The sequence below is a fragment of the Streptomyces sp. NPDC043176 genome, from assembly GCF_056436715.1.
Genome location: NZ_JBWKCA010000003.1, coordinates 171,949 through 198,259 on the forward strand (window position 1 = coordinate 171,949; position 26,311 = coordinate 198,259).

General features: G+C 73.0%; 25 protein-coding genes. 10 read left to right on the forward strand and 15 right to left on the reverse strand.

Features of this window, described 5'->3' with window-relative positions:
• Positions 1–101: 101 nt before the first annotated feature.
• Positions 102–704 (reverse strand): sigma-70 family RNA polymerase sigma factor, encoded by a 603-nt coding sequence (locus tag AC067A_RS05700; protein ID WP_026058283.1) that lies wholly within the window; start codon positions 702–704, stop codon positions 102–104.
• 243 nt (positions 705–947) lie between these two features.
• The gene (locus tag AC067A_RS05705; RefSeq protein ID WP_003948568.1) at positions 948–1,559 is read right to left on the reverse strand and encodes a response regulator transcription factor; all 612 of its coding nucleotides are present in this window, start codon (positions 1,557–1,559) and stop codon (positions 948–950) included.
• Between the two features lie 434 nt (positions 1,560–1,993).
• Here AC067A_RS05705 and AC067A_RS05710 point away from each other — a divergent pair, with 434 nt between their 5' ends.
• Entirely contained in the window at positions 1,994–2,392 is a 399-nt protein-coding gene (locus AC067A_RS05710; RefSeq protein ID WP_478615012.1) for a WhiB family transcriptional regulator, read from the forward strand.
• 164 nt (positions 2,393–2,556) lie between these two features.
• Here the strand turns inward: AC067A_RS05710 and AC067A_RS05715 are convergent, their stop codons facing one another.
• Complete coding sequence (locus AC067A_RS05715; protein WP_478615015.1) at positions 2,557–3,450, reverse strand: LysR family transcriptional regulator; 894 nt, start codon at positions 3,448–3,450, stop codon at positions 2,557–2,559.
• 81 nt (positions 3,451–3,531) lie between these two features.
• On the opposite strand from AC067A_RS05715, the gene AC067A_RS05720 reads away from it, so the two are divergent.
• Positions 3,532–4,230, forward strand: a complete 699-nt coding sequence (locus tag AC067A_RS05720; RefSeq protein WP_478615017.1) for an MOSC domain-containing protein — start codon at positions 3,532–3,534, stop codon at positions 4,228–4,230.
• A 28-nt stretch (positions 4,231–4,258) separates the two neighbouring features.
• Positions 4,259–5,032 (forward strand): SDR family NAD(P)-dependent oxidoreductase, encoded by a 774-nt coding sequence (locus AC067A_RS05725; RefSeq protein WP_478615020.1) that lies wholly within the window; start codon positions 4,259–4,261, stop codon positions 5,030–5,032.
• Here AC067A_RS05725 and AC067A_RS05730 read toward each other — a convergent pair.
• The gene (locus AC067A_RS05730; protein WP_478615023.1) at positions 4,939–6,834 is read right to left on the reverse strand and encodes a DUF2264 domain-containing protein; all 1,896 of its coding nucleotides are present in this window, start codon (positions 6,832–6,834) and stop codon (positions 4,939–4,941) included. The two genes, AC067A_RS05725 and AC067A_RS05730, sit on opposite strands and share 94 nt — an antisense overlap.
• A 162-nt stretch (positions 6,835–6,996) precedes the next feature.
• Between AC067A_RS05730 and AC067A_RS05735 the strand changes: the two genes are divergently transcribed.
• The 5 genes from AC067A_RS05735 (at position 6,997) to AC067A_RS05755 (ending at position 12,549) form a co-directional block, all read left to right on the forward strand.
• Positions 6,997–8,085 carry a LacI family DNA-binding transcriptional regulator gene (locus tag AC067A_RS05735; protein ID WP_478615026.1) on the forward strand — a complete coding sequence of 363 codons (1,089 nt, stop codon included), beginning with the start codon at positions 6,997–6,999 and terminating at the stop codon, positions 8,083–8,085.
• A gap of 300 nt (positions 8,086–8,385) precedes the next feature.
• Positions 8,386–9,702, forward strand: coding sequence for an ABC transporter substrate-binding protein (locus AC067A_RS05740; protein WP_478615029.1), 1,317 nt, complete (start codon positions 8,386–8,388; stop codon positions 9,700–9,702).
• Positions 9,703–9,706: 4 nt separating this feature from the next.
• Positions 9,707–10,660, forward strand: a complete 954-nt coding sequence (locus AC067A_RS05745; RefSeq protein ID WP_478615031.1) for a carbohydrate ABC transporter permease — start codon at positions 9,707–9,709, stop codon at positions 10,658–10,660.
• Entirely contained in the window at positions 10,657–11,511 is an 855-nt protein-coding gene (locus tag AC067A_RS05750; protein WP_478615034.1) for a carbohydrate ABC transporter permease, read from the forward strand. The genes AC067A_RS05745 and AC067A_RS05750 overlap by 4 nt, the downstream gene beginning before the upstream one ends.
• An 18-nt stretch (positions 11,512–11,529) precedes the next feature.
• Positions 11,530–12,549: a hydroxyacid dehydrogenase gene (locus tag AC067A_RS05755; RefSeq protein WP_478615037.1), complete on the forward strand. Its 1,020-nt coding sequence runs from the start codon at positions 11,530–11,532 to the stop codon at positions 12,547–12,549.
• Here the strand turns inward: AC067A_RS05755 and AC067A_RS05760 are convergent.
• Entirely contained in the window at positions 12,526–16,002 is a 3,477-nt protein-coding gene (locus AC067A_RS05760; protein WP_478615040.1) for a hypothetical protein, read from the reverse strand. The two genes, AC067A_RS05755 and AC067A_RS05760, sit on opposite strands and share 24 nt — an antisense overlap.
• Before the next feature lie 47 nt (positions 16,003–16,049).
• On the opposite strand from AC067A_RS05760, the gene AC067A_RS05765 reads away from it, so the two are divergent.
• On the forward strand, positions 16,050–16,748 hold the full coding sequence (locus AC067A_RS05765) for an ester cyclase (RefSeq protein WP_478615043.1): 699 nt from the start codon (positions 16,050–16,052) through the stop codon (positions 16,746–16,748).
• Positions 16,749–16,820: 72 nt separating this feature from the next.
• Here AC067A_RS05765 and groL read toward each other — a convergent pair whose 3' ends face one another.
• The 4 genes from groL to AC067A_RS05785 form a co-directional block, all read right to left on the reverse strand.
• Positions 16,821–18,449: a chaperonin GroEL gene (groL, locus tag AC067A_RS05770; RefSeq protein ID WP_478615046.1), complete on the reverse strand. Its 1,629-nt coding sequence runs from the start codon at positions 18,447–18,449 to the stop codon at positions 16,821–16,823.
• A 118-nt stretch (positions 18,450–18,567) separates the two neighbouring features.
• Positions 18,568–18,876 carry a co-chaperone GroES gene (groES, locus tag AC067A_RS05775; protein WP_010471835.1) on the reverse strand — a complete coding sequence of 103 codons (309 nt, stop codon included), beginning with the start codon at positions 18,874–18,876 and terminating at the stop codon, positions 18,568–18,570.
• Between the two features lie 147 nt (positions 18,877–19,023).
• The gene (locus tag AC067A_RS05780) at positions 19,024–19,380 is read right to left on the reverse strand and encodes a hypothetical protein (RefSeq protein WP_478615049.1); all 357 of its coding nucleotides are present in this window, start codon (positions 19,378–19,380) and stop codon (positions 19,024–19,026) included.
• A complete protein-coding gene (locus tag AC067A_RS05785) occupies positions 19,377–20,297 on the reverse strand; it encodes a polysaccharide deacetylase family protein (protein ID WP_478615051.1) in 921 nt (306 codons plus the stop codon). Before AC067A_RS05785 ends, AC067A_RS05780 begins: the two co-directional genes overlap by 4 nt.
• A 130-nt stretch (positions 20,298–20,427) precedes the next feature.
• Between AC067A_RS05785 and AC067A_RS05790 the strand changes: the two genes are divergently transcribed.
• The gene (locus AC067A_RS05790) at positions 20,428–21,618 is read left to right on the forward strand and encodes a class I SAM-dependent methyltransferase (RefSeq protein WP_478615054.1); all 1,191 of its coding nucleotides are present in this window, start codon (positions 20,428–20,430) and stop codon (positions 21,616–21,618) included.
• On the opposite strand, the gene AC067A_RS05795 is transcribed toward AC067A_RS05790, so the two are convergent.
• The 6 genes from AC067A_RS05795 to tsaD all read right to left on the reverse strand — a co-directional run bounded on the left by AC067A_RS05795 (position 21,557) and on the right by tsaD (position 26,307).
• Positions 21,557–22,225: a hypothetical protein gene (locus tag AC067A_RS05795; RefSeq protein ID WP_478615056.1), complete on the reverse strand. Its 669-nt coding sequence runs from the start codon at positions 22,223–22,225 to the stop codon at positions 21,557–21,559. The two genes, AC067A_RS05790 and AC067A_RS05795, sit on opposite strands and share 62 nt — an antisense overlap.
• Before the next feature lie 10 nt (positions 22,226–22,235).
• Positions 22,236–23,480, reverse strand: coding sequence for an RNA polymerase sigma factor (locus AC067A_RS05800; RefSeq protein ID WP_478615638.1), 1,245 nt, complete (start codon positions 23,478–23,480; stop codon positions 22,236–22,238).
• Positions 23,481–23,541: 61 nt separating this feature from the next.
• Entirely contained in the window at positions 23,542–23,907 is a 366-nt protein-coding gene (locus AC067A_RS05805; RefSeq protein ID WP_478615059.1) for a YciI family protein, read from the reverse strand.
• A gap of 97 nt (positions 23,908–24,004) precedes the next feature.
• Positions 24,005–24,877: a polysaccharide deacetylase family protein gene (locus tag AC067A_RS05810; RefSeq protein ID WP_478615062.1), complete on the reverse strand. Its 873-nt coding sequence runs from the start codon at positions 24,875–24,877 to the stop codon at positions 24,005–24,007.
• Between the two features lie 57 nt (positions 24,878–24,934).
• The gene (locus AC067A_RS05815; RefSeq protein WP_478615640.1) at positions 24,935–25,174 is read right to left on the reverse strand and encodes a hypothetical protein; all 240 of its coding nucleotides are present in this window, start codon (positions 25,172–25,174) and stop codon (positions 24,935–24,937) included.
• A gap of 11 nt (positions 25,175–25,185) precedes the next feature.
• Positions 25,186–26,307, reverse strand: a complete 1,122-nt coding sequence (gene tsaD, locus AC067A_RS05820; RefSeq protein ID WP_478615064.1) for a tRNA (adenosine(37)-N6)-threonylcarbamoyltransferase complex transferase subunit TsaD — start codon at positions 26,305–26,307, stop codon at positions 25,186–25,188.
• Positions 26,308–26,311: the final 4 nt, after the last annotated feature.

Genomic DNA, 26,311 nt, shown 5'->3' on the forward strand with positions numbered 1-26,311 from the left:
ATGCTAACGGGCTAAACCCGTGTCTCATTCCACGATCAAGATCGGCGGAAAGCTTTGGACGTTCGCACGTGTACGAAAGGGACGGGGAGCCCCGGCAACACTTACTGCTCGGCCAGCGCGCGGAGCCTGCTGAGCGCGCGGTGCTGGGCGACCCGGACGGCGCCGGGGGACATGCCGAGCATCTGCCCGGTCTCCTCCGCGGTCAGCCCGACCGCGACCCGGAGCACCAGCAGTTCGCGCTGGTTCTCGGGAAGGTTGGCGAGGAGCTTCTTGGCCCACTCGGCGTCGTCGCTGAGCAGCGCGCGCTCCTCGGGGCCGAGGGAGTCGTCGGGCCGCTCGGGCATCTCGTCGGAGGGCACGGCCGTGGATCCGGGGTGCCGCATGGCGGCCCGCTGGAGGTCGGCGACCTTGTGTCCGGCGATGGCGAAGACGAAGGCCTCGAAGGGCCTGCCCGTGTCCTTGTAGCGCGGCAGCGCCATCAGGACGGCGACGCAGACCTCCTGGGCCAGGTCCTCGACGAAGTGCCGGGCGTCGCCGGGCAGCCGGTTGAGGCGGGTGCGGCAGTACCGCAGGGCGAGCGGATGCACGCGGGCGAGCAGGTCGTGCGTCGCCTGGGCGTCGCCGTCGACCGCGCGACCGACGAGCGCGCCGATCTCCCCCTGCCCGGCAGGCATGGGGGACCTCACGGTCTCGTCGTCGCGCATCGCTCCATGGTGCCCCGACGCTTCTTCGTTCGCGGCACCGCGTCCGTAGTTGTGCACCGAAGCGTTATGAGCAGGTGCGCCGGAACTCATCTCCCGCGCCCTCCCCTCCCGCTCGACCGAATCGTCCCCGAGGAACTCCACATCTCAAGGATGCGTCATCCGGCGGGGAAGTGACACAAGCCGGCCCCGTCCGCCCCGCGACGGACGCGGGCTCGGACGGGGACATGGCAGGTGACCTGCGATTCAGCGGACCAGGCCCCAGCGGAATCCGAGCGCGACGGCATGCGCCCGGTCCGAGGCGCCCAGCTTCTTGAAGAGGCGCCGGGCGTGCGTCTTGACCGTGTCCTCGGAGAGGAAGAGCTCGCGCCCGATCTCCGCGTTGGACCGGCCGTGGCTCATGCCCTCGAGGACCTGGATCTCGCGCGCGGTGAGGGTGGGCGCGGCGCCCATCTCGGCCGAACGGAGCCGGCGCGGGGCCAGCCGCCAGGTCGGGTCGGCGAGCGCCTGGGTGACCGTGGCCCGCAGTTCGGCGCGCGAGGCGTCCTTGTGCAGGTAGCCACGGGCGCCCGCGGCGACCGCGAGGGCGACGCCGTCGAGGTCCTCGGCGACCGTGAGCATGATGATGCGGGCGCCGGGGTCCGCGGAGAGCAGCCGGCGTACGGTCTCCACGCCGCCCAGACCGGGCATGCGTACGTCCATCAGAATCAGGTCCGAGCGGTCCGCGCCCCAGCGGCGGAGGACTTCCTCGCCGTTGGCCGCGGTGGTCACGCGCTCGACGCCGGGCACGGTCGCGACCGCCCGGCGGAGCGCCTCTCGGGCAAGCGGGGAGTCGTCGCAGACGAGGACGGATGTCATGCCTGACCTCCGCGGCTCTCGCAGCTGTTGCGCGTCACCTTGAGCCTCCAGGGCTGTACGTAATCGTCACCTGTGCGATTGACGCTCTCGGACACCTGCCCGATCGCTTCTTCCTTCAACCGCCTCCGCACTCTCAACGACGGTCACTCGAAAGAGTTACGGGTCGGACGGCAGCCTTCGGCACTCTACGTGAGGGGCCGCACACGGAGGAGAGCATCGGGGGCGATCCGCCCCTTCATCGAAAGCTATGCCCCATTTAGCGGCTTTTCTTCCCTTTTCGTAGTGTCTGTGGCTAGATTCGCAATGAGTCATATTTACATCTACTTCGACAGTAGGTGTACGACTCGGACTCACGGGGACCCGGAGGAGCCCCGCGGATCAGCCATCCACCCGCCCACCTATCCGTTCGACACGGTTTCAAGGGGACAAGCGCAATGGCAGATTTCTCCCGCCTTCCCGGACCCAACGCCGATCTGTGGGACTGGCAACTGCTCGCGGCCTGCCGCGGAGTCGACAGCTCCCTGTTCTTCCACCCCGAGGGAGAGCGCGGCGCGGCACGGAGTGCGCGTGAGAACTCGGCGAAAGAGGTCTGCATGCGGTGCCCGGTACGCGCGGAGTGCGCGGCACACGCACTCGCCGTGCGGGAGCCCTACGGCGTATGGGGCGGCCTCACCGAGGACGAACGCGAAGAGCTCATGGGACGCGCCCGGAACCGCCTGATCTCGGCGGCACCGGCGACCGCGTCGACCGCCGGAACGGCGTCCATGACTCCCATGACATCCATGACGACATCGGCGGCGGCCTCGGGCCGGCCGATCGTGGAGCGTACGTGAAGGAACGTTTCTTCAACTAGGCCGGAGCCGCGCACACGCGCGCGTCGGGCGGCACCCCCGTGCGCGTGTGCGGACCGGACCGGGCCTGCCACGCCCCGACAGGCGTCCGCCGTACCGGCCGCACGCCCCGGAGGAACGCCCCGCCGACGCGGCCGGGCGCCCGTTCAGGCGCGTGTCGCGGCGCGGGTGAGTTCGTCGAGCGTGGCGGCGACGGCCGGGACCTGGGCGAGGTCGGGGAGGGTCAGGGCCACGATCTCCCGCTCGATGGCTGGCTGCACGGTGACGGTGCGCGCGCCCTTGGGCCGTACGGACTCGATGGCGAGCTCCGGCAGGACGGCCACGCCGAGGCCCGCGCCGACCAGGCCGACCACGGCCGGGTAGTCGTCGGTGGCGAAGTCGATGCGGGGGGTGAAGCCCGCCTCCTCGCAGACGTCGACGAGCTGGCGGCGGCAGCGCGGGCAGCCCGCGATCCAGGACTCGCCGGAGAGTTCCGCGATGCCGACCGCGTCGGCCCCGGCGAGCCGGTGCCCCTCGGGCACCAGGCCCACGAGGCGGTCGGCGAGCAGCGGCCGGACGACGAGGTCGTCCCACTCGGCCTGCCCGGCCCCGTACCGGAAGGCGAGGGCCACGTCGCAGTCGCCCTCGCGGAGCATCTCGATCGAGCGCGGCGGTTCCGCCTCGACGAGGGAGACCCGGGTGCCGGGGTGCGCGGCCCGCAGCGCGGCCAGCGCGGTGGGGACGAGGGTGGAGCTGCCGCTGGGGAAGGAGACCAGGCGGACGCGGCCGGCCCGGAGTCCGGCGATCGCGGCGACCTCCTCCTCGGCGGCGGTGAGCCCGGCCAGGATGCCGGAGGCATGGCGCACCAGGACCTCGCCGGCCTGGGTGAGGCGCATCTCGCGGCCCGTACGGATCAGCAGCGGGGTGCCGGCGGAGGCTTCGAGCGCCTTCATCTGCTGACTGACGGCGGGCTGGGTGCAGCCGAGTTCGCGCGCGGCGGCGGAGAAGGAGCCGGTGGCGGCGACGGCGCGCAGGACGCGGAGGTGGCGTGCCTCGATCATGCGCTCAAGCATAAGCGAATCTTGGATTCAGCGGAGAATATTCACTGACGACTTTGGGATGGATGCCCTTAAAGTGCCCCCATGACCTTGCTGAGTGTGAACGTGGGCCGTGCCAAGGCGGTGGAGTACACCGACTCCGCGTCGGGGATGACGGGCATCGACAAGCGCCCCGTCGACGGACCCGTACGGATCGCCGCCCCCGGGCCGCCCGGTGAGGGCACCAGCGGCCTCGCCGGGGACACCGTCTGCGACCTGCGGTTCCACGGCGGGAACGACCGGGCCGCGTACGCCTTCGCCCGCGAGGACCTGGACCGGTGGGAGGCGGAACTCGGCCGCGACCTGGCCAACGGCTCCTTCGGAGAGAACCTCACGACCCTCGGCCTCGACGTGAACGGGGCCCTGATCGGCGAGCGGTGGCGGATCGGCGACGAGGTGGTCCTGGAGGTCACCGGCGGCCGCATCCCGTGCCGTACCTTCGCGGGCTTCCTGGAGGAGAAGGGGTGGGTCAGGCGCTTCACGGGGTCGACGGCCGGCCCCGGTGCGCTGCTGCGGGTGGTCGAGCCCGGCGAGATCAGGGCCGGCGACCCGATCACGGTCGTGCGCCGTCCGGACCACCACGTCACCGTCGCGCTCCTGCACCGCGCCGCGACCGCCGAACGCGCCCTGCTGCCCGAGACGTTGGTGGCCGCGGAGTGGATGGAGTCGGGACTGCTCGCGCTGGCACGCCAGTACGCGGACAAGTACGGCGCCGGGCGGGGCCGGGCGGACGCCGCCCCGTAGCCGCGCGGCGGGGCACTACCGTGCCCGTATGACGACTGCACTGATCACAGGCGCCACCGCGGGCATCGGGGCCGCCTTCGCACGGAGACTCGCGGCGGACGGCCACGACGTCGTGCTGGTGGCGAGGGACATGAAGCGGCTCCGGGAGCAGGCCACCGAGCTGCACGACCGGCACGGCGTCGAGGCCGAGGTGCTCGCCGCGGACCTCTCCGAGGAGAAGGGCATCGCCGCCGTCGAGGCCCGTCTCTCGGACCCGAAGCGGCCGGTGGACGTGCTCGTGAACAACGCCGGTTTCGGCAACAAGGGCCGTTTCCTCGAGGTCTCCATGGCCGACGAGCTGAAGATGCTCACGGTGCACTGCGAGGCGGTGCTGCGGCTGACCTCGGCCGCCGCCGCCTCGATGAAGGAGCGGGGCCGGGGTGCCGTCGTGAACGTGGCCTCGGTGGCGGCCTTCGTGCCCCGCGGCACGTACGGCGCCTCGAAGGCGTGGGTCGTGCAGTTCACCCAGGGCGCGGCGCGGGACCTCGCGGGCAGCGGCGTACGGCTCATGGCGCTCTGCCCCGGGTTCGTCCGCACCGAGTTCCACGAGCGGGCGGGCATGGGGACGGACAACATCCCGGGCTGGATGTGGCTCGACGCGGACAAGCTGGTGTCGGCGTCGCTTTCGGACCTGGCGCGGGGGAAGACCCTGTCGATCCCCGATCCCCGTTACAAGGCGCTGATGGGTGTGGTGAAGCTGGCCCCCCGCGGCCTGCTCGGCGGGGTCTCGTCCAGGGCCGGCCGCAAGTACGGGCCGAAGTAGGCCCACTCCAGCGGGAGGCGCGTGGCCGTGCCGTCCTGCCAGGTCACGTGCAGGACGCGGCCCTCGACCCGGACGCCGGCGAGGTCGGAGACGGGGGCGGGGGCGGGCTCGCCGGTGAGGGAGGCGAGGGCGACGAACAGGCTCTCGGGGCCGCGCGTGACCCCGTGCAGGGCGGGGGTGCGGGTGGGGCCCGGCCCCTGGAGGGTGGCCCCCGTGGGGAGCTCGGCGACCTCGGGGCCGTAGCCGTGGACCGGGTGGAGCTGGGACGCGGGGCCCTCGGCGTGCGTGGCCCAGCCCGTCTGGCGTACGGGGGTCCCTTCCGGGGCGCCGAGGACGAGGTGGGCGCGGACCTCGGCGCGGCCGTGGGCGAGGGTGGCCGAGTGGACCCGGACGCCGGGCAGCGGGTGGTGGAGCGAGGCGGCCCAGCCGGGGCCGGTGCCGGCCGGGGTGGCGGGGCCGCGCCGGGTGGCCCGCCCGTCGGTGATCAGGGCGAAGTGGTTGTCCGCGGGGTCGGGCGCGGTGGTGGGGCCGGTACGGGTGGCGTAGGCGTGACGGGCGTACCCGGGGTCGTCCTCGTCCCCTTCTGCGCTGTGCACGTGGTTGGTGCCGTGGTTGTGGAGGCGCACGAGCCCGTCCGCGGCGGTGGTCTGGAGGAGCAGTCCGGCCGGGGCGACGGGGCGGACGGTGTCGGCGCGCTCGGCGGGCAGGGGTTCCTCGGGGTCGGTCCAGGCCGGGTGGCCGGCGGGCAGGAGGAGACCGAGGAAGCCCTTGGACGCCCAGTAGGGGGAGCCGGGGCCCGAGTAGTCCTGGACGAGGGGCGGGTACGGGCCGTGCCAGCCGAGGGTGAGGAGCCCGTCCTCGTCGGTGGCGCCGCGGTCGAGGAAGTACCGCAGGGTTCCGGAGGCGAGGCGGCGGGTGGCGCCGGGGGTGAGCGGGGTGTGCCCGGTGAGGGCGCCGAGCCAGGGGGCGGCGGCCGCGGCGAAGCGGTAGATCAGGGAACGCCCGTACGGGAGGGGGGCGCCGTTCGCGTCGAAGAGGTGGACGTAGTCGTCGAGGTGGGCGCGGAGGCGGGGCCCGTAGTGGTCGAGGAGCTTCGGGTCGCCGGCGAGGTGGGCGTGCAGGACGGGGTAGAAGTGCAGGGCCCAGGCGTTGTAGTGGTCGAGGGCGCGGTTGTCGCCGTCGCTGTACCAGCCGTCGCCGAGGTACCAGTCCTCGACGCGGGCGAGGGAGCGGTCGATCGTGGCGGCGGCGCGGTCGGTCTCGATGCCGGCGTCCTGGAGGAAGCCGGCGACGGTGAGGCCGAAGAGCCACCAGTTGTTGTCGACGGGGGACGGGCCGAGGGCGGGCAGGAGCCATGCGGCGACCCGCTGCCGGGTGCGGTCGTCGAGGCGATCCCAGAGCCAGGGACGGGTGAGGCGGAGGCCGAGGGCGATCGAGGCGGATTCGACGATCGCCTGGCGGGTGTCGGCCATCGGCGGCCAGGAGTCCCGGTCGGCGTGTCCCGGTGTCGCGGTTCCGGCCGCGAGCCCTTCGGCGTACCGGTCGAGATGGCCGTGCGGGTCCGCACCGCGGGCGCCCGCGGTGCGGAGGGCGGCGAGGAGGAAGGTGCGGGCCCAGCCCTCGAGGCCGTCGGAGCGGGCGCCGGACCAGCTGGGGCGGGGCCCGGGGAGGTCGATCAGCGCGCCGCCCGGCGACGCGTGGGGGCGGACGGCGAGGAGGAGCCGGTCGGCGGCGGCCTCCCAGTGGGCACGGGTCCAGCCGGTGTACGGGCTGAGCTCACGGTTCTCGGGCGGCGTGGGCATGATGCTCCCTGGACTCCCTGCGCTGACGTGCGTCGCCGGGAATCCTGGACAGTCTCCGATCGAACGTCAAGAGCGTCGGAGCGAATGATCGAAACTCCCGTCGTTCGATCATTTCTGGGCTAGGGTCGGGGAACCACCACCACCGCGAGGGGGAACTGCGCCGTGCGCGAGAGTGCTGCCGAACGACACGACCGACTGCTGGCCCTGGTGCGCGAGCGCGGCACCGCCCGCGTCTCCGAACTGGCCGAGCGCCTCGGGGTCTCCCCCGTCACCGCACGCCGGGACGTCGAGACGCTGGCCGGGCAGGGGCTGCTCGACCGGGTGCACGGCCAGGTGTCCTGGCCGCGGGGGCAGAGCGCGCCGGGCGCCGGGCGGTCGGGCGAGGGCCTGGTCCTCGGCCTGCTCGCCCCCTCCGCCACGTACTACTTCGCCGAGGTCATCCGCGGCGCTCACGAGGCGGCGGCACGCGTCGGCGCCCGCCTCGTGCTGCGCATCTCGGACTACCGGCCCGAGGAGGACCGCGCCCGCACCGAGGGGCTGCTCGCCGCCGGCGCCGAGGGCGTGCTCGTGGCGCCCGGCTGGCGGGGCCCCGAGGACCGGCTCGCGTACGGGGACTGGCTGGCGGAACTCCCCGTACCGGCGGTGCTCCTGGAGCGCAGGGCCGATCCCGGCAGCCCCCTCGACGGCCTCGACCGGGTCGTCTCCGACCACGGCCACGGCGTCCTGCTCGCCCTGCGCCACCTGCTCTCCCTCGGTCACCCGACGCCGCTGCTGGTGGCCCGGCGGGACTCCCCCACCGCGCTCGCGGTGCGCGCCGGGTACGCCGAGGCGCTGCGGACGCTCGGCCTGGAGGAACCGCGCCCGGTCATCGACTCCGTGCCGGCCGAGGCCGACCCGGAGGGCTTCGAGCGCGCGGTGCGGGCCCTGCACGAGGCCGTCCGGTCGGGTCTCGCGGGCGCGGCCCTGGTCCACAACGACGTGGACGCGATCGAGATCGTGCAGCGCCTCGCCGAGCTGGGCGTACGGGTGCCCCAGGACCTGGCCCTGATCGCGTACGACGACGAGGTCGCGGCCCTCGCCGACACCCCGCTGACGGCGGTGGCGCCGCCGAAGCGGCAGGTGGGGCGGCACGCCACGGAACTGCTGGTCGAGCGGCTCACCGAGAGTCCCGACGAGGACGCGGCCCGGCGCCATCTGAGCCTGCTGCCGAGGCTGCGGGTACGGGCCTCGTGCGGGGCGCGCGGCGACTGACGGGGCGGCACGCCCGGGCGGCGGCGCGAGGAGGGAACCCTGCCCGCGCGGCGACTGACGGGGCGGCACGCCCGGGCGGCGGCGCGAGGAGGAGCGGGCCGCGCCCGCGGGCGCGAGGACGGGCGGGCCGCACTCCGGCGCGCGGGCGCCGGACAGGGCCGGGCCCCCGGCGAGGGCAACCGCGCGCGATCGATCTGATCTTTTTTCGATCAATCAATCTTTCGCTCTTGACTTCGGTCATGAACGGTCACAGGATCACGGCCACAACCTCCCAGCCGCGCCGCCCCCAGGAGTCGAGCCGTGACCCGTAGTCGGAGCAGAACGTCCCGTGTCATAGTCGGCACCGCCACCGCCCTCGCCGTCCTCACGGCCTGCGGCGGCGGCGGTGACGACACCGCGAGCAAGGCGTCCGGGCCCGTGACCATCACCTTCTGGGGCTGGGCCAAGGGCTCCAAGGACGTCGTGGACGCCTTCAACGCCTCCCACACCGACATCCAGGTGAAGTTCGAGGAGATCCCCTCCGGCACCGCCGGCGGCTACGCCAAGATCTCCAACGCCGTGAAGGCGGGCAACGCCCCCGACCTCGTCTCCATCGAGTACTCCTCGCTCCCCGAGTTCGTGAGCTCCGGCGCCCTCCAGGACATCGGCGACCAGTTCACCGAGGCCGACCGCGCCAAGCTCCTCCCCCAGTCCGTCGAACTCACCACCCTCGGCGGCAAGTCCTGGGCCGTCCCCTTCGACGCCGCCCCGCAGGCCTTCTTCTACCGCAAGGACCTCTTCGCCCGGTACAAGGTGGCGGTCCCCACCACCTGGGACGCGTTCGAGAAGGCCGCCGCGCAGATCAAGAAGGCCGACGCCAAGGCCCGCATCGCCACCTTCTTCCCCGACGACCCGACCACCTTCGAGGCCATGGCCTGGCAGGCCGGCGCCCAGTGGTTCAAGGCCGAGAACGACACCTGGAAGATCGACACCGCCGACCCGGCCACCACCAAGGTCACCTCCTACTGGCAGGGCCTCCTCGACGCCGACCTCGTCCACAAGGACGCCTCCTTCAGCCCCGAATGGGTCGGCTCCCTCAAGAACGGCACCACCGTCGGCTACCTCGGCGCCTCCTGGGGAGCCGGCGTCCTCAAGGGCAACGTGCCCGAGCTGAGCGGCAAGTGGGCCGTCGCCCCCATCCCCACCTGGGACGGCAAGCCCGCCAGCGGCATGCTCGGCGGCACCTCCTTCGCCGTCACCAAGGACAGCGGCAAGAAGGCCGCGGCCGTCGCCTTCGCCGAGTGGATGTCCACCACCGAGGAGGGCGTGAAGGCGCGCATCGCCTCGGGCACGTCCTCTGCCTTCCCCGCCGCCACGGCCCTGCGCCCGGTCGCGAAGAAGGCCTTCGACGCCGGCTACTACGACGGCCAGGACATCTACGCCCTCTTCGAGGCCGCCGGCGCCTCCATCAACCCCCACTGGTCCTGGGGCCCCACCACCGGCACCACCAACACCACGATCAAGGACCGGTTCGGCAAGATCACCCAGGGCGGCCCCGGCATCGCCGACGCCGTCAAGGCCGGCCACGAGGCCACCGTCGCCGAACTCACCAAGCGCGGCCTGAAGGTCGAGGGCTGACCGCATGAAGGCCCGAACCCGCGCCGCGGCGATCCTGCTGACCCCCTTCTTCCTCCTGTTCACCGCGGTGATGGTGGTGCCGATCGGATACGCGGTCTGGCTCAGCCTCTTCACCGAGAAGCAGTCCGGACTGGGCTTCGGCGGCTCCGAGACCGTCTTCACCGGCCTCGGCAACTACACCGCGGCGCTGGGTGACCGGGCCTTCCGCGAGGGCTTCGGCGTCCTGCTCGGATACTGCCTGCTCTACATCCCGCTGCTGCTCGCCGGAGCCCTCGGCCTCGCCCTCCTGCTCGACTCGGCGCTCGCCCGCGCCCGCCGCTTCTTCCAGCTCGCGCTGTTCCTGCCGCACGCCGTCCCCGGCATCATCGCCGCCCTGATCTGGGTCTACCTCTACACGCCCCAGCTCAGCCCGGTCGTCCAGGCCATGGAGGCCGGCGGCGTCGGCTTCGACTTCTTCTCCCCCGCGGGCACCCTGCCCTCCGTCGTCAACATCGCCCTGTGGGAATGGCTCGGCTACAACATGGTCATCTTCTACGCGGCCCTCCAGGCCATCGACCGGTCCGTCCTCGAAGCGGCCACCGTCGACGGCGCCGGAGCCTGGCGGATCGCCTTCGCCGTAAAGATCCCCCTCGTCAAGGCCTCCCTCGCGATGGTCGGCCTCTTCACGATCATCGGCTCGCTCCAGCTCTTCACCGAACCGCTGATCCTCAACAAGGGCACCGGCTCCGCCGTCACCTCCACCTGGACGCCGAACATGTACGCCTACACCGCGGCCTTCGACCGCAACGACTACGGGCTCGCGGCCGCGGCCTCCGTACTCCTCGCCCTGACCGCCGCGCTCCTGTCCTTCGCGGTCACCCGCCTGACCGGCCGCCGCAGGGCCGGAACGGCCCGCGAGGCGGGCACGGCACGCGCCGCACGCGAGGCGGGCACGGCCCGGAAGGAGCAGACGGCATGAGCAAGCCCCGCACCGCGAACGTCTGGCTGTCCACGGCGGCCGTCAACGGAGCCCTCCTCCTCGCCGTCGTCTACATGCTCTTCCCCCTCGTGTGGCTGCTCACCGCCGCCACCAAGGACGCCGGCGGCCTCCTCGCCGGAAACGCCTTCTCCTTCGAGGGCTTCGACCTCGGCGGCAACCTCAGCCGGCTCGCCGCGTACAACGACGGCGTCTACTTCCACTGGTACGCCAACAGCCTGCTCTACGCGGGCCTCGGCGCCCTCGCCTGCTCCCTGGTCAGCGTCGCCGCCGGATACGCCTTCCACGTCTACGACTTCCGGGGCAAGGAGACGCTGTTCGGCCTCGTCCTCCTCGGCGTGCTCGTCCCCACCACCGCGCTCGCCCTGCCGATGTACCTCCTCGCCAGCGAGGTCGGCGTCGTCAACACCTACTGGGCCGTCCTGATCCCCGTCCTCGTCAACCCCTTCGGCGTCTACCTCTCCCGGGTCTTCTGCGCCGGCTACATCCCCGACGAGGCCCTGGAGGCAGCCCGTATCGACGGCGCCGGCGAACTCCGCGTCTTCTGGTCCATCGGACTGCGCATGGTCATGCCCGGCTTCGTGACCGTCTTCCTCTTCCAGTTCACCGCCGTCTGGAACAACTTCTTCCTCCCCCTGGTGATGCTGTCCGACCAGAAGCTCTACCCGCTGAGCCTCGGCCTGTACGCGTGGAACAGCAACGCCCACGCCGAACCCGACTTCTACCCCCTCGTCGTCACCGGGTCCCTCCTCGCCGTCGTCCCCCTCGTCGTCGCCTTCGTCTCCCTCCAGCGCCACTGGAAGGCCGGCCTCACCGCCGGCAGCGTCAAGTGAGGAAGGCCGGTTCCCACCATGCACCCCGCCACTGACAACCGCCCCTCCCTCCTCCTCGCGATGGGCCCCGGCGTCGCCGACCGGCTCCTCACCGGCGCCCACCGCGACCGCCTCGCCGCCCTCACCCGCACCGACCCGCACCTCGTCGCCCACGACCTGACCGCCCCCGGCCCCCGCGTCACCGCCGCCCTCGCCGAGGCCGAACTCCTCCTCACCTGCTGGGGCGCGACCCCCCTCACCGCCGAGGTCCTCGACCGCGCCCCGCGCCTCAAGGCGGTCGTCCACGCGGCCGGCTCCGTCAAACACCACATCACCGACGCCTGCTGGGACCGCGGCCTCCGCGTCACCTCGGCCGCCGCCGCCAACGCCCTCCCGGTCGCCGAGTACACCCTCGCCGCGATCCTCTTCGCCGGAAAGGGCGTCCTCCGCTCCGCCCAGCGCTACGCCGAACTCCGCACCGACGACTCCTGGCTCACCGGCTCCGCGCCCTGGGGCAACTACCGCCGCACCATCGGCATCGTCGGCGCCTCCCGCATCGGCCGCCGCGTCATCGAACTCCTCCGCCCCTTCGACTGCGACGTCCTCCTCTACGACCCGTACGCGACGACCCCGCCGCCCGGCGCCGAGCTCGCCGGCCTCGACGAACTCTGCGCCCGCAGCTCCGTCGTCTCCGTCCACGCGCCGCAACTGCCCTCCACGTACCGCATGATCGGCCCCGCGCAGCTCGCCGCGATGGCCGACGGCACCACCCTGATCAACACGGCCCGCGGCTCCCTCGTCGACGAGACGGCCCTCCTCCCGCACCTCGTCTCGGGCCGCCTCCACGCGATCCTCGACGTCACGGACCCCGAACTCCCCACGCCCGACTCCCCCCTGTGGACCCTCCCCAACGTCCTCCTCACCCCCCACGTCGCCGGCTCCCTCGGCAACGAACTCCACCGCATGACCGACCAGGCCCTGGAGGAGATCGCCCGCTACGGGCGCGGCGAACCCTTCGCGGACGAGGTCCGGGCCTCAGACCTCCAGCGCTCGGCGTAGCCGCTCGGCCTCGGCGAGGGCGACGGGGAGCGAGCCCGGGTCCACGGCGAGGACGGCCGGCAGCACGTTCCGCCGGTCCCCGAGCCGCAGCGCGAGGACGGCCCAGCGCCGGGCCCGGACGGGATCGGGCTCGGCGCGGGCCAGCAGGGCGTACGCCTCGCCGCAGGACGGGCCCACGTGGTGCATGCCGTCGAGGAGGGCGGCGGCACGGTCGTACTGGGCGGCCCGCAGCAGCTCGGTGACCAGGTCCCCGAGTCGTCGCCCCGCCAACGCGGGAGCCGTCGACCGGAAGAAGCCGAGCGCCTCGTCGTACGCGCCCTGGACGACCAGCGCGAGCTCGGTGAGCCCCGGCCGTCGCAGCCGCACCAGGCGATCGGCCGCGAAGAGGGCCCGGAGGTTCCTCCCGAGGGCGAGGTCCGCGCGCACGGCGTCGAGCGGCACGGGCCGGTCCGCCGCCGCCGACCCGTGGACGGCCTCCAGGAGTTGCCGGGCGTGGTCGGGACGGTCCTGTCGTACGCATTCCCAGGCCATCCGGGCGCACATCGCCATGACGTCCGGTTCCCAGGTCCGTCTCGACGCGAGGTCCAGCGCGTGCTCCCAGGCGCCCGCTGCGGCGAAGGACACGGCTGCCTCCACCAGCAGGTCCGGTGGGGCACCCGGCCCCTCGACGAGCCGCAGGGCCCGGTCGAACGCCCCCTCGCCCGCATGGGCCGCGACGACCCGGGGCAGCAGGGACCGGCGCTGGACCTCCGTTCCCCCCAGGGCGAGTGCCTCCGCCCACTCCGTCCGCCCCACCGCGAGCGCCGCCGGAACCACGAGGTCGGGGTCCAGCCCCGGCTCGTCCTCCACCCGGTGGAGGAGGTCCGCCGCGTCCGCGTGCCGGCCGGTCTCCGCGAGGGCGCGGGCGAGCGCCACCAGGTCAGCGACGAGGACGTCGCGCGGGGGCACCCGGCTCTTCTCCTCCTCCGCCGCGATCAGAGCGCGGGCCTCGGCGACCCGGCCGGAGCCGTACAGCACCTCCGCCCACACGGTGCGCGCCTCCACGTTCTCCTCGATCCCGGCGACCACCGCGCGGGCACGGTCCAGCGCGCCCCCGGCGACCAGTCGCCGCAGGAAGGCGTCGAGCGTCCGGATCCGTTCGGAACGCACGCCGACCGTGCGCCACGGCGCGTCGGGCGGCTCGACGAGCCTTCCGCACAGCGGGACGACCGCGTCGAGATCCCCGCGTGCCAGCAGGGCCGAAGCGATGGCGGGCCACGGGTCCGCCCAGGGCGTCTCCCCCGCCGGGGCGAGTGCCACGGCCTGCTCGACGGCGCCGGTCAGGGCCAGTTCGCGGGCGCCGCGCGCGCGTACGTGGATCCACCGGGTGCCCTCCATGGCCCCGGCGACCTCCCGTGCCTCGTCCCACCGGTGGTTCTCGAACAGCACCAGGGCCAGGGCGACGGCCTCGTCCCCGGTACCGTCCGCGCGGGCCGCTTCGACCTCGCCCACGGCGACGAGCGCCCGGAGCAGCGGCGTGAGGAACACACCGGACTTGCGGGGGCCCATGCGCAGGCGCTCCTCCATCCCCGCCTTCGACGCGGCGTCCGCCGCTTCGGGATGTCCGGCCTCGCGCAGCGCGGCAGACGCCCGCAGCAGGACCACGGCACGCGCACCGGGCTCCGCCGTGGGGCGGTGGGCCTCGCGCTCCCCCTCGGCGATCCGGCCGGCACGGATCAGGGCCTCGACGATCCGGGCCCGCACGCCGGCCCCGACCCCGGTGTCCGGCTCCCCCCTCCCCAGGACGACGGCCTCCTCGTACCGTCCCGCCGCGAGCAGACGGTCGACCAGTTCGCGCCGGACCTCGCCCGACTCGAAGGAGGCGGTCGTCCGCAGTCGCCTCGCGGCGCGGTCGTACGCGCCCAGCCGCACGAGCAGCCGGTTGATCGCGATGGCGGCGCGTTCACCGTCGTAGGAGCCGTCGGCCGACAGGGGCTCCGCCCGTTCCTCGGCCTCGTCCACCACCTCCGCCGCCCGTTCCGGAGCCCCCACGTCCAGCAGCCGGCCGGCCACCGTGCAGAGCCCGGCGACCGCGTCCGCTCCCTTCATGCTCCGGGCGAGCGCCACGGCACGGTCCGGCATGCCGACGGCCGCCCAGCCGCCGAGCACCACGAGCGGCACCCTTCCGCCGTCCCGGACCAGCTTCGCCCGGCCGCTCGCGAGCCGGAGCGCCGCCGCCACCGAGTCCTCGCGGTCGGTCGCGCCCAGGACCGCGTCCTCCGCCGCCCCGATCTCGGCCAGCGCCGCCGCGTCACCGCCCGTCACGGCCAGCAGCCGTGCGTGGCGCCGTTCGTCGGCCGCGCAGGACACCAGCCGCTCCACGTCCCCGGCCGCGCGCAGCATCGGCACGTACCCGTGCAGCAGGTAGTCCGGGGTCCCGTCCGGCCAGCCGTCCTCCCGCCGGCGGTCCGCCCAGGCGTGCAGCACCGACCGCCACCGGCCGAGCTCCCGCTCGCCCAGCATCTCCCGTGCTCCCGCGACCAGTTCCTCGTGTGCGAGCAGGTACGCGTCGCCGCGTACCGCGAACGTCCGTCCCGGGCCGGTCCTGAGCACGTCCTTGACCCGGTACGGGATCCCGCCCGTCAGGTCCGCGAGGTCGTCAGCGGTGAGGCCGCCGCCGGCGGCGGTCAGCAGCCCGAGGAGTTCGTACGGGAGTCCGCCGGCCTCGATGAGGCGCTTCAGCTCGCGTTCCGCCTCCGTCCGGATCGCGCGGGCCCTCGGGGACGGGACGAGGACGCGTACGGCCTCCGGGTCCCGGAGCGGGTGGTCCTCCGGAACGTCGGCCGGCAGGGGCGGGTTGAGGCGGCCGGAGACGATGACGGGCAGGTCGTACGGGAGGAGGGAGGCGATCGAGTGGGCGTCCGGGCCGGTCGTCACGCCCCGGTCCTCGTCCAGACCGTCGACGAGGAGGACCAGCCGCTCGCCGCGGGCGGCACAGGCCTCGGCGGCCGCTGAGTACAGGCGCAGCAGGTGGGCCTCGCGGGTGGCGGCCGTCAGGAGGGCGGGGAGGTCCTCGCCGGCGAGCTCCGCCAGCTGTTCCAGGACGACGTCCACGTACGCGGCGACGTCGTTCTGGGCGCCGAGCCGGGCCGTGACGAAGAAGGGGACGATCCGCGTTCCCGGCGGCGGGTCGAGCGCGAACCAGGACAGCAGGGCCGTCTTGCCCGCCCAGGCCTCCGCCCGCCACCACAGGTAGGCGGGCCCGGCGCCGGTCCGCCGGCAGAAGGCCGCGAGCTCCGCCAACTCGCCTTCGCGGTCGACGAGTTCCGCGGGGGCGATCCTGCGCACATGCTGCCGGTAGGCCGAGCGGACCGGCGTCCGTTCCGGTGCTCCGATCCGGTTGCCGTCACCGACGACCACGATGCCCGCGCCGTTGTGGACGGCGACCGAACGTTCTCCCCCTGCCCGCTCCATGCGCCCAACCTAGACTGAAAGGGTTCCCACCACGGTCGGGAGGCGTCATGACTTTCGTACAGATCATCGACTGCAGGACCAGCCGGGTCGACGACCTCAACCGGCTCATGGATCAGTGGGTGGAGCGGACCGAGGGCAAGCGGACGGCGACGCACAGCATGGTCGGGAAGGACCGGTCCGACGCGTCGCACGTCGTGGAGATCGTGGAGTTCCCCTCGTACGACGTGGCCATGCGGAACTCGCAGCTCCCGGAGACCGACCGGATCTTCCGCGAGATGGTCGCGCTCTGCGACGAGATGCCGACGTTCACGGACCTGGACGTGGTGCGGGACGAGGCGTTGTACAAGAACAACGCGCGGCGGCTGATGGAGATGCTGGCGACCGAGCCGGAACTCGCGCTGCTCGACGAGGTGCTGGCCGAGGGCTACCACGATCACGACCCGGTGAACGAGCAGGACGTCATGGGCATGGACGCCGTCCGGCGCGAGGTGGGGATGTGGCGGGGCGGCTTCGACTTCGCCTTCACCGTCGACGACCAGATCGCCGAGGGCGACCGGGTCTGCACCCGCTGGACGTGGCGGGGCAGCCACACCGGGGACTTCATGGGGCTCCAGCCGACCGGCATGGAGGTGACGATGACCGGCACGGTCATCCACCGCTTCCGGGACGACGGGAAGATCGCCGAGGGATGGTGGCAGTACGACCTGCTCGGCCTGATGGGGCAGCTCGGCGCCGTGGAGGGGTAGGAACGGGCGAGAAGCACGAGGCCCGGTGCTCCCGCGACGGGAGCACCGGGCCTCGGTGGTCAGTCAGGTGCCTCAGTGGGAGTGACCGTGGCCGTGGCCGTGGCCCGCGTCCGCCGGCTCCTCTTCCTTCTTCTCCACGACGAGGGTCTCGGTGGTGAGGAGGAGGGAGGCGATGGAGGCGGCGTTCTCCAGGGCGGAGCGCGTCACCTTGACCGGGTCGATGACGCCGGCCTTGACCAGGTCGCCGTACTCGCCGGTGGCGGCGTTGAAGCCCTGGCCCTTGTCGAGCTCCGCCACCTTCGAGGTGATGACGTAGCCCTCGAGGCCGGCGTTCTCGGCGATCCAGCGCAGCGGCTCGACGGCGGCGCGGCGGACGACCGCGACACCCGTGGCCTCGTCGCCGGTCTTGTCGAGGTTGCCCTCGAGGACCTTGACGGCGTGGACCAGAGCGGAGCCACCACCGGAGACGATGCCCTCCTCGACCGCGGCGCGGGTCGCGGAGATGGCGTCCTCCAGACGGTGCTTCTTCTCCTTCAGCTCCACCTCGGTGGCGGCGCCGACCTTGATGACGCACACGCCGCCGGCCAGCTTCGCGAGGCGCTCCTGGAGCTTCTCGCGGTCCCAGTCGGAGTCCGTGGACTCGATCTCGGCCTTGATCTGGCCGACGCGGCCGGAGATGTCCTCGGCGTTGCCGCCACCGTCGACGATGGTGGTGGAGTCCTTGGTGATGGTCACGCGGCGCGCGGTGCCCAGCACGTCGAGACCGGCCTGGTCGAGCTTGAGGCCGACCTCCTCGGCGATGACGGTGGCACCGGTGAGGGTGGCCATGTCGCCGAGCATCGCCTTGCGGCGGTCGCCGAAGCCGGGGGCCTTGACGGCCACGGCGTTGAAGGTGCCACGGATCTTGTTGACGACCAGGGTCGACAGGGCCTCGCCCTCGACGTCCTCGGCGATGATCAGCAGCGGCTTGCTGGCGCCGGCCTGGATGACCTTCTCCAGGATGGGCAGCAGGTCCTGGATCGAGGAGATCTTGCCCTGGTTGATCAGGATGTACGGGTCGTCGAGGACGGCCTCCATACGCTCCTGGTCGGTGACCATGTACGGGGACAGGTAGCCCTTGTCGAAGGCCATGCCCTCGGTGAAGTCGAGCTCCAGGCCGAAGGTGTTGGACTCCTCGACGGTGATGACACCGTCCTTGCCGACCTTGTCCATCGCCTCGGCGATGAGCTCGCCGACCTGCTGGTCCTGCGCGGAGAGCGCGGCGACGGCGGCGATGTCGGACTTGTCCTCGATCGGGCGCGCGGTGGCGAGCAGCTCGTCGGAGACGGCCTTGACGGCGGCGTCGATGCCCTTCTTCAGGGCGGCCGGGGAGGCGCCGGCGGCGACGTTGCGCAGACCCTCGCGGACCAGGGCCTGGGCGAGCACGGTGGCGGTGGTGGTGCCGTCACCCGCGATGTCGTTGGTCTTGGTCGCCACCTCCTTCACCAGCTGGGCGCCGAGGTTCTCGTACGGGTCGTCGATCTCGACCTCGCGGGCGATCGTGACACCGTCGTTGGTGATGGTGGGGGCGCCGAACTTCTTGTCGATGACGACGTTGCGGCCCTTGGGGCCGATCGTCACCTTGACCGTGTCGGCAAGCTTGTTGACGCCGCGCTCAAGGGCGCGACGGGCGTCCTCGTCGAACTTCAGGATCTTCGCCATGGGAGCGGTTCAGCCCTCTCGGATTCGGGTGGAACGAACCGCGCCCCGGGGCGCCTGGGAAGGGGCCTCGGGGCGCAGCTCAAAGCATCTGCTTCAGGTACTTCGGTACTTCGGAGAATTACTTCTCGACGATCGCGAGCACGTCGCGAGCCGAGAGGACGAGGTACTCCTCGCCGCTGTACTTCACCTCGGTGCCGCCGTACTTGCTGTACAGCACGATGTCGCCGGTCTTGACGTCGAGCGGCAGACGCTCGCCGTTCTCGAAGCGGCCCGGGCCCACGGCCAGGACGACGCCCTCCTGGGGCTTCTCCTTGGCGGTGTCCGGAATGACCAGGCCAGAGGCGGTGGTCTGCTCGGCGTCGAGCGGCTGGACCACAATGCGGTCCTCGAGCGGCTTGATGGCAACCTTGGAGCTGGTGGTCGTCACGATCCGACCTCCCCCTTCGGAGATCTCACGGGGTTAACTGTCTGAGGTGGCGAACCAGGTGGATCCGTCGTCGCGGGTGCCGGACCTGCCCGTCGCTGTGTTGGCACTCTCCAGTGGGGAGTGCCAGAGCCGAGACTATGACCGCGATTAGCACTCGGTCAAGCGGAGTGCCAATTCATCGCTCCGTGGCGTGACGGGACGGGGTTCGGCCGAGGCCTTCCTCCGCTCCCCGCAGCCCTTCCCGTCCACCGTCCCGCCCACCTCACGGACCTCCCCCGCCTGCCGGGTCTCCCGCCCTTCCCGGACCTCCGCCGCCTCCCGGGTCCTCGCGGCTTCCCGGACCTCCAGGGCCTGGCGCGCCGGGGCGGGGCGGGGGCTCACCCGTTCCGCCGCCTTGCGGCCCAGCCGTTCGATCGGGTCGACGGAGGAGGCGCAGGCGGGGAGGGCGAGGAGCGCGCCGGTCACGGAGAGGGCGGCGACCAGGTGCCGGGCCGGAGTTCTCACACGTAGTCCTCGAGCTTCGCGACGGCGTACCCCTTCGAGGTGATCACGTTCATCACCCGGCGGATCATGTCCGGCATCGTGCCCTTCCAGTCCCCCTTGCCCCGGAAATGCGTGAGCACGATGTCGCCGGGGTGGAGGTCCCGGTCCCACTCGCGCCACTCCATGTGGTCGGGGAAGGCCTCGGAGGCCCACAGCGGGACCGCCTTGACGCCGCAGGACCTGGCGGCGCGCAGGGTGTCCTCGTTGTAGTTGCCGTACGGCGGGCGGAAGAGCGGGGGCCGCTTGCCGAACCGCTTCTCGATGACGTCCTGCATCCCGCAGATCTCGTGCTTCTGCTGCTTGTACGAGAGCCCCGGCAGGTAGCGGTGGTTGAGGGTGTGGTTGTGCAGGGACACCCCGGACTTCTGCGACTTCTGCATCCTGGCGAAGTAGCCGTAGTCGTCCTTGACGACGTAGTCGCTGAGGAAGGCGCTGTAGGGGATGCGGAGGTCGTTCATCATCCGCAGCAGGTCGGGGTCCTTCTCGGCGCCGTCGTCGATGGTGAGGAAGACGACCTTCTGCTTGGTCGGCACGGTGGTGAAGACGGGCGGGAGGCCCTCTCCGTCGGTCTCGAAGCCCTTGCGGGTGGTGATCTTCGGCTTGACGGCGGGCGGGGCCGGCGCTTCGAGCGGCGGGCGGGCGAGACCCCACTTCCTGGCGGCGAGGACGCGGGCGGCGCGCTCCTTGCGGACCCGGTCGAGGTAGGCGTTGAGCGCGCCGGAGGCGTTCTGCTCCTTGGCCTGTTGTCCGGCGGCGGGGGGCGGGGCGTCGTCGTCCGGGCCGGCGGCGCCGGAGCAGGCCGTGGCGGTGGTGGCGAGGGCGGCGACGAGGAGGGCGGCCCCGAGGGTCCGACGGGAGGGGGGCGCGCCGATCACCATAGATTCTTCCTTTTGTCGTACGAGCTGCATGGCGCCGCATCCTGTCAGCGCGGAAGCGCCATTCAGGGCCGCGACACCGCCGCACGGCCCCACCGTCCCCCGGCCGGCCCACAGCGGCGCAGGGCCCACAATGGGACGGGTGACCGACCTCGCCTCCTTCGCCCCCCTGCTCGGCCCCGAGGGGCAGACGCTCCTCACCGCCCTGCGCGACTACGACCCCGCCCAGGAGCTGGCGGTCGCCTCCCGGTTGCGCCGCGACCACCCGGCCGAGCTCGTCACCGCCGCGCTCGGCCAGGCCCGGCTGCGGCAGCGGGCGGTGGCGAAGTTCGGGGCCGAGGACGCGTACCGGATGTACTTCACGCCCCACGGCGTCGAGCAGTCGACCCGCGCCTCGGTCGGCGCCTACCGGGCCGGCCGCATGAAGGCGCTCGGCGTCACGAGCGTCGCCGACCTCTGCTCCGGCATCGGCGGCGACGCCATCGCCCTCGCCCGCGCCGGGATCTCCGTCCTCGCCGTCGACCGCGACCCGCTGACCGCCGAGGTGGCCCGCGCCAACGCCGAGGCGCTCGGTCTCGCGGAGCTCATCGAGGTCCGCTGCGCGGACGTGACCGAGATCGACACCAGCCCGTACGACGCGGTCTTCGTCGACCCGGCGCGGCGCGGCGGCCGGGGCAGGATCTTCGACCCGGAGGCGTACTCCCCGCCGCTGTCCTGGGCCGTCGAGGCGGCCCGCAAGGCCCCGCGCGCCGCCCTGAAGGTGGCACCGGGCATCCCGCACGAGGCCGTCCCCGAGGACGCCGAGGCCGAGTGGATCTCGGACGGCGGGGACGTGAAGGAGGCCGTGATCTGGTTCGGCACGGAGCCGGGCGCCCGCCGCGCCACCCTGCTGCCCTCCGGCGCCGGGCTCGCCGGCCGGGGCCTGCCCGACCCGGCGGTCCGGCCGGTCGGCCGCTACCTGTACGAGCCGGACGGCGCCGTCATCCGCGCCCACCTCGTCGCCGAGGTCGCGGAGGAGCTGGACGGGGGCCTGATCGACGAGACGATCGCGTACGTCACGGCGGACGCGCTCACCCCCACCCCGTACGCCGCCGCCTACGAGATCACCGACGAACTCCCCTTCAACCTGAAGAAGCTGAAGGCCCTGCTGCGGGAGCGCGAGGTCGGCACCCTGACGGTGAAGAAGCGCGGCTCCGCGGTCGAGCCCGAGGAGATCCGGCGCAAGGTGAAGCCCAAGGGCCCCCACTCGGCGACGGTACTGCTCACTCGGGTCGCGGGAGCCCCGACGATGCTGATCGGCCGGCCGGCCAGCGGGGGCCGGTGAGCCGCACCGCGAAGCGGTAGTGGCCGACGGCCTTCGTCAGGCCGGTGAGGCCCGTGACCCAGAGGATCAGGGCGGCGCCCATGCCGTACGCGACCAGGCCGTAGCCGCCGTCCTCCCACCGGGCGCCCGCGGGCACGGCGAAGCCCAGCCAGAGTCCGAGCGCGCACATCGCGAAGGACAGCAGCAGCCAGCAGGCGCTCCGGGCGGGGGCGCGCAGCCGGGCGTCCGTCGGGCCGTGCCGGTCCAGGGCCGCCCACCGGACGAGCAGCTCGCGCGCGGTACGGTCGCGCCGCAGCGCGCGGACGGTCAGCCACACGGCCGGGACGAGGATGCCGATGCCGAGGGCCGACGCGAAGACGCCCGTCAGCAGTGTGAGCGGGTCGAGCAGCGGTCCGCCGATCGAGGTCAGCAGCACCCCGACCAGCCCCCAGCCCAGTTCGAGCAGCGCGCACCACGCCAGGAACGTCACCAGGCGCCCCGGGCCGAGCAGCCGCCGCCCCAACTCGTCCAGCGCCAGCGCCCGGTCGGCGATACGCGCCTCCCGGTCGGGCCAGCTCTGGAGCTCGGCGGGCGGGGGCGGCGGAGGCAGCGGAGTACGCGGGGACATGCCCAGCACCCTAAGCGTCGCCCCCGGGGGCCCGTGAAGGGCCTCCCTGCCGCGCCTCCCCCAACTCCCTCCCCCTGGCCCTCAGCAGGGCCCGTTCGCTCTCGTTGCGGGTGAGTGCGGCGGCGCGCTCGAACTCCGCGCGCGCCTCCGCCGTGCGGCCGAGGCGGGCCAGCAGGTCGCCGCGGACGCTCGGCAGCAAGTGGTAGCGGGCCAGGGCCGGTTCGGCGGCGAGGGCGTCGACGAGGGGGAGGGCGGCGGCGGGGCCCTCGGTCATCGACACGGCGACGGCGCGGTTCAGTTCGACGACCGGGGAGGGCGCGAGGGCGCCGAGCCGGCCGTACAGCGCCGCGATCGTCGCCCAGTCCGTGTCCTCGTACGAGGCCGCCCGCGCGTGGCAGGCGGCGATCGCGGCCTGGAGGGCGTACGGCCCGTAGGTGCGGCCGTCCCCGGCCCGCTCCAGGGCGGCGAAGCCCCGCCGGATGAGGAGCCGGTCCCAGCGCCGCCGGTTCTGCTCGGCGAGGAGCACCGGCCGCCCGTCGGGCCCGGTGCGGGCGGCCGTGCGGGACGCCTGGAGTTCGAGGAGCGCGACCAGGCCCTGCGCTTCGCCCTCCGCGGGCACGAGGGCGGCGAGGACCCGGGCGAGCCGCAGCGCGTCCTCGCACAGACCGGGCCGGACCAGGTCGTCGCCCGCGGTCGCCGCGTACCCCTCGTTGAAGATCAGGTAGATGACCTCCAGGACGGAGCCGAGCCTGGCCGCCCGGTCCTCCCCGTAGGGCACCTCGAACTCCACGCCCGCCTTCGCGAGGGTCCGCTTGGCGCGCGTGACGCGGGCCGCGACGGTCGCCTCCGGCACCAGGAACGCGCGGGCGATCTCGTCCGTGCGGAGCCCGCCGACGAGCCGCAGCGTCAGCGCGGCCCGCGCGGCGGCGGAGAGCACGGGGTGGCAGGTGGTGAAGATCAGCCGCAGCACGTCGTCGTCGATGTCGCCGGGGCCCGGGGGCTCCGGGTCGTACGACTCCTCGGAGAGCGTCCTGCCCACCTCCGCGAGCTTCCTGGCGTACGTCTCGCGCCGCCGCACGAGGTCGACGGCACGGTGCTTGGCGGTGGCCGTGAGCCAGGCGCCCGGCCGCTCCGGGACGCCTGACCGCGGCCACTGCTCAAGGGCGGAGACGAGCGCGTCCTGGGCGATCTCCTCGGCGATGCCGACGTCGCGGACGATCCGCGCCACCGTCGCGATGATCCGCGCGGACTCCATCCGGAAGACCGTCTCCAGCGTGCTCTGCACCGTCACGGCTCACATGACAGCACATCCGTGCTCAGGCGCCCGGCATCTCCTCGACCTCGCGGACCTCCAGGCCGACCTTCCAGTGCGGCGGGTGGACGGCCAGGAAGCGCTTCCCCCACTCGACGGCCTCGGCCATGTCCTTGCACTGGAGCATGGCGTAGCCGCCGACGACCTCCTTGGTCTCGGTGAACGGCCCGTCGGTGTAGGACAGGTTCCCGTCCGACCAGCTGATCCGGGTGGCCTCGGCGGTCGGCTTGAGCCCCGCCGTGTCCAGCATGGCGCCGGCCTTGGTGATCTCCTCGAAGAGCGCGCCCATCCGCTCCTCGAAGCCGGGGTCGGCGCTCTCCATGTCGATGGTGTTCTCCTCGATGCGGACGAGGGACAGGAAGCGGGGCATGACGGCTCCTCGGTGGTGCGGCGGCGGGGCCGTTCCCCGCCTTCCACACATACGTCGAACGGGCCGGGCCCGCATCGACACCGCGCCGGGAGGAATCTCAGACGTAGTCCTCCAGGCGGGCCACGGTGAAGCCCTGCTCCTGGATGCGGCGGAGCATGGTGGCCGTCATCTCGGTCATGGTGCGGCCCTTGAGCTCGGATGGGCCGCGGAAGTGGGCGAGGATGATGTCGCCGGGGTGGAGCTTCCGGTCGCCGCGCTGGTAGCGCATGTTCTGGATCTGCATGGACTCGCGCCACAGGACGATCGCGTCGATGCCGCACTGCCCCGCCGCCGCGCGGGTGGCCTCGTTCCAGTTGCCGTAGGGCGGGCGGAGGAGGCGGGGGGTGGTGCCGTACCGCCGCGCGAGCTTCTCCTGCTGGCCGCAGATCTCCCGGCGCTGGGCCTCCTGCGAGAGGGTGCGCAGGTCGGGGTGGGTGAGCGTGTGGTTGGCGACGCCGTGGCCCTGGGCGGCGAGCGGGGCGAAGTACCCGTAGTCGGCGCGGATGACGGAGTCGGTCAGGAACATCGTGAAGGGCACCTTGAGCTCGTCCATCATCGTGACGAACCGGGGGTCCTTCTCGGCACCGTCGTCGAACGTGAGGAACACGATCTTCTCGGTGGTCGGAATCTCGCTGATGACGGGGACCGGCTCGCCCGGCCGCCGGACGACCGGCTTGACCGCGGGCGGCGCGGGCGGCGCCGGGAAGGGCTTCAGCCCCCACTTCCGGTACGCGGCGGCCACGGCGCCCCCGGGCGCGGCCGGCGACCCGTGGGCCGGGTCCCCGGCCGTGGGCGCGGTCGCCGGTGCGGTCGTCGCGGGTCGGGGCGGCCGCTCCGGTGCGGGGGCGGTGGCGGGGTCCTCCGCCGCGCAGCCGGTCACCAGGAGGACGGTGGCGGTCAGGGCGGCCCACAGCGCGATCGTCTTCTTCACGCGGTGTGGGATGCCCCGAACGATCGAAAGGTTGCTCTACTTTCGCTCGCGTGTCGCCTATTCGACCGATTCGAAGCGCCAGCGGTGGACCGGACGGGTGATCAGCTCGGCGTCCGGCTCGGGCAGCTCGGGCAGCTCGGCGTCGAAGGCGTCCGCCTCCCACCAGGTGAGGACGAGGACCCGGTCCTGGGGAGCACGGAAGATCTCCCTGCGGACCGGTTCGCGGGCGAGGACCCGGGCGCGTGCCCACTCCAGGAGCTCGGCGCCCCGGCCCTGGGCGGCCCGCGCCTCCCACATGAGGGTGAGCCTCACGGGTACAGGTTCTCCTTGCTGACCTCGTGGACGTGGTCGTGGCCGTGGTCGTGGCCGTGATCGTGTCCGTGGGCCCCGGGCACGTGCGGGTCGGTCACCGGCAGGGAGGAATCCGCCGACAGCTCCAGGTCGGAGGCCGGCCGGTTGCGGGCGACCATCTCGGAGCCGAGGGCGGCGACCATCGCGCCGTTGTCGGTGCACAGGCCGGGCCGGGGCACCCGCAGCCGGATGCCGGCGCGCTCGCAGCGCTCCTGGGCGAGGGCCCGCAGCCGCGAGTTGGCGGCCACGCCGCCGCCGATCATCAGGTGGTCGACGCCCTCGTCCTTGCAGGCCCGGACGGCCTTGCGGGTGAGGACGTCCACGACCGCCTCCTGGAAGGACGCGGCCACGTCCCGTACGGGCACGTCCTCGCCGGCCGCCCGCTTCGCCTCGATCCAGCGGGCCACCGCGGTCTTGAGGCCGGAGAAGGAGAAGTCGTACGCGGGGTCGCGGGAGCCGCTCAGACCCCGCGGGAACGCGATGGCGGCCGGGTCGCCCTCCTTGGCGAGCCGGTCGATGACCGGTCCGCCGGGGAAGCCGAGGTCGAGGACGCGGGCGATCTTGTCGAAGGCCTCGCCGGCCGCGTCGTCGATGGTGGCGCCCATCGGGCGCACGTCGGAGGTGATGTCCGCGGAGAGCAGCAGCGAGGAGTGGCCGCCGGAGACGAGCAGGGCCATCGTCGGCTCGGGCAGCTTGCCGTGCTCCAGCTGGTCGACGCAGATGTGCGAGGCGAGGTGGTTGACGCCGTACAGCGGCTTGCCGAGGGCGTACGCGTACGCCTTGGCGGCCGAGACGCCGACGAGCAGCGCGCCCGCGAGGCCGGGTCCCGCGGTGACGGCGATGCCGTCGAGGTCCTTCGCGGAGATCCCGGCGGTCTTCAGGGCCCGCTCGATCGTCGGGACCATCGCCTCCAGGTGGGCGCGGGAGGCGATCTCGGGCACGACGCCGCCGAAACGGGCGTGGGTGTCGACGCTGGAGGCGACGGCGTCCGCGAGCAGGGTCGTGCCGTGCACGATGCCGACGCCGGTCTCGTCGCAGGAGGTCTCGATGCCGAGTACGAGCGGTTCGTCAGCAGCCATCAGT

Bases quoted from the DNA above. Each gene is read 5' to 3' on its own strand.
- AC067A_RS05700 (WP_026058283.1), bottom strand. From the start codon at position 704: ATGCGCGACGACGAGACCGTGAGGTCCCCCATGCCTGCCGGGCAGGGG.
- AC067A_RS05705 (WP_003948568.1), bottom strand. From the start codon at position 1,559: ATGACATCCGTCCTCGTCTGCGACGACTCCCCGCTTGCCCGAGAGGCG.
- AC067A_RS05710 (WP_478615012.1), top strand. From the start codon at position 1,994: ATGGCAGATTTCTCCCGCCTTCCCGGACCCAACGCCGATCTGTGGGAC.
- AC067A_RS05715 (WP_478615015.1), bottom strand. From the start codon at position 3,450: ATGATCGAGGCACGCCACCTCCGCGTCCTGCGCGCCGTCGCCGCCACC.
- AC067A_RS05720 (WP_478615017.1), top strand. From the start codon at position 3,532: ATGACCTTGCTGAGTGTGAACGTGGGCCGTGCCAAGGCGGTGGAGTAC.
- AC067A_RS05725 (WP_478615020.1), top strand. From the start codon at position 4,259: ATGACGACTGCACTGATCACAGGCGCCACCGCGGGCATCGGGGCCGCC.
- AC067A_RS05730 (WP_478615023.1), bottom strand. From the start codon at position 6,834: ATGCCCACGCCGCCCGAGAACCGTGAGCTCAGCCCGTACACCGGCTGG.
- AC067A_RS05745 (WP_478615031.1), top strand. From the start codon at position 9,707: ATGAAGGCCCGAACCCGCGCCGCGGCGATCCTGCTGACCCCCTTCTTC.
- AC067A_RS05750 (WP_478615034.1), top strand. From the start codon at position 10,657: ATGAGCAAGCCCCGCACCGCGAACGTCTGGCTGTCCACGGCGGCCGTC.
- AC067A_RS05755 (WP_478615037.1), top strand. From the start codon at position 11,530: ATGCACCCCGCCACTGACAACCGCCCCTCCCTCCTCCTCGCGATGGGC.
- AC067A_RS05760 (WP_478615040.1), bottom strand. From the start codon at position 16,002: ATGGAGCGGGCAGGGGGAGAACGTTCGGTCGCCGTCCACAACGGCGCG.
- AC067A_RS05765 (WP_478615043.1), top strand. From the start codon at position 16,050: ATGACTTTCGTACAGATCATCGACTGCAGGACCAGCCGGGTCGACGAC.
- groL (WP_478615046.1), bottom strand. From the start codon at position 18,449: ATGGCGAAGATCCTGAAGTTCGACGAGGACGCCCGTCGCGCCCTTGAG.
- AC067A_RS05785 (WP_478615051.1), bottom strand. From the start codon at position 20,297: ATGGTGATCGGCGCGCCCCCCTCCCGTCGGACCCTCGGGGCCGCCCTC.
- AC067A_RS05790 (WP_478615054.1), top strand. From the start codon at position 20,428: ATGGGACGGGTGACCGACCTCGCCTCCTTCGCCCCCCTGCTCGGCCCC.
- AC067A_RS05795 (WP_478615056.1), bottom strand. From the start codon at position 22,225: ATGTCCCCGCGTACTCCGCTGCCTCCGCCGCCCCCGCCCGCCGAGCTC.
- AC067A_RS05800 (WP_478615638.1), bottom strand. From the start codon at position 23,480: ATGGAGTCCGCGCGGATCATCGCGACGGTGGCGCGGATCGTCCGCGAC.
- AC067A_RS05805 (WP_478615059.1), bottom strand. From the start codon at position 23,907: ATGCCCCGCTTCCTGTCCCTCGTCCGCATCGAGGAGAACACCATCGAC.
- AC067A_RS05815 (WP_478615640.1), bottom strand. From the start codon at position 25,174: ATGTGGGAGGCGCGGGCCGCCCAGGGCCGGGGCGCCGAGCTCCTGGAG.
- tsaD (WP_478615064.1), bottom strand. From the start codon at position 26,307: ATGGCTGCTGACGAACCGCTCGTACTCGGCATCGAGACCTCCTGCGAC.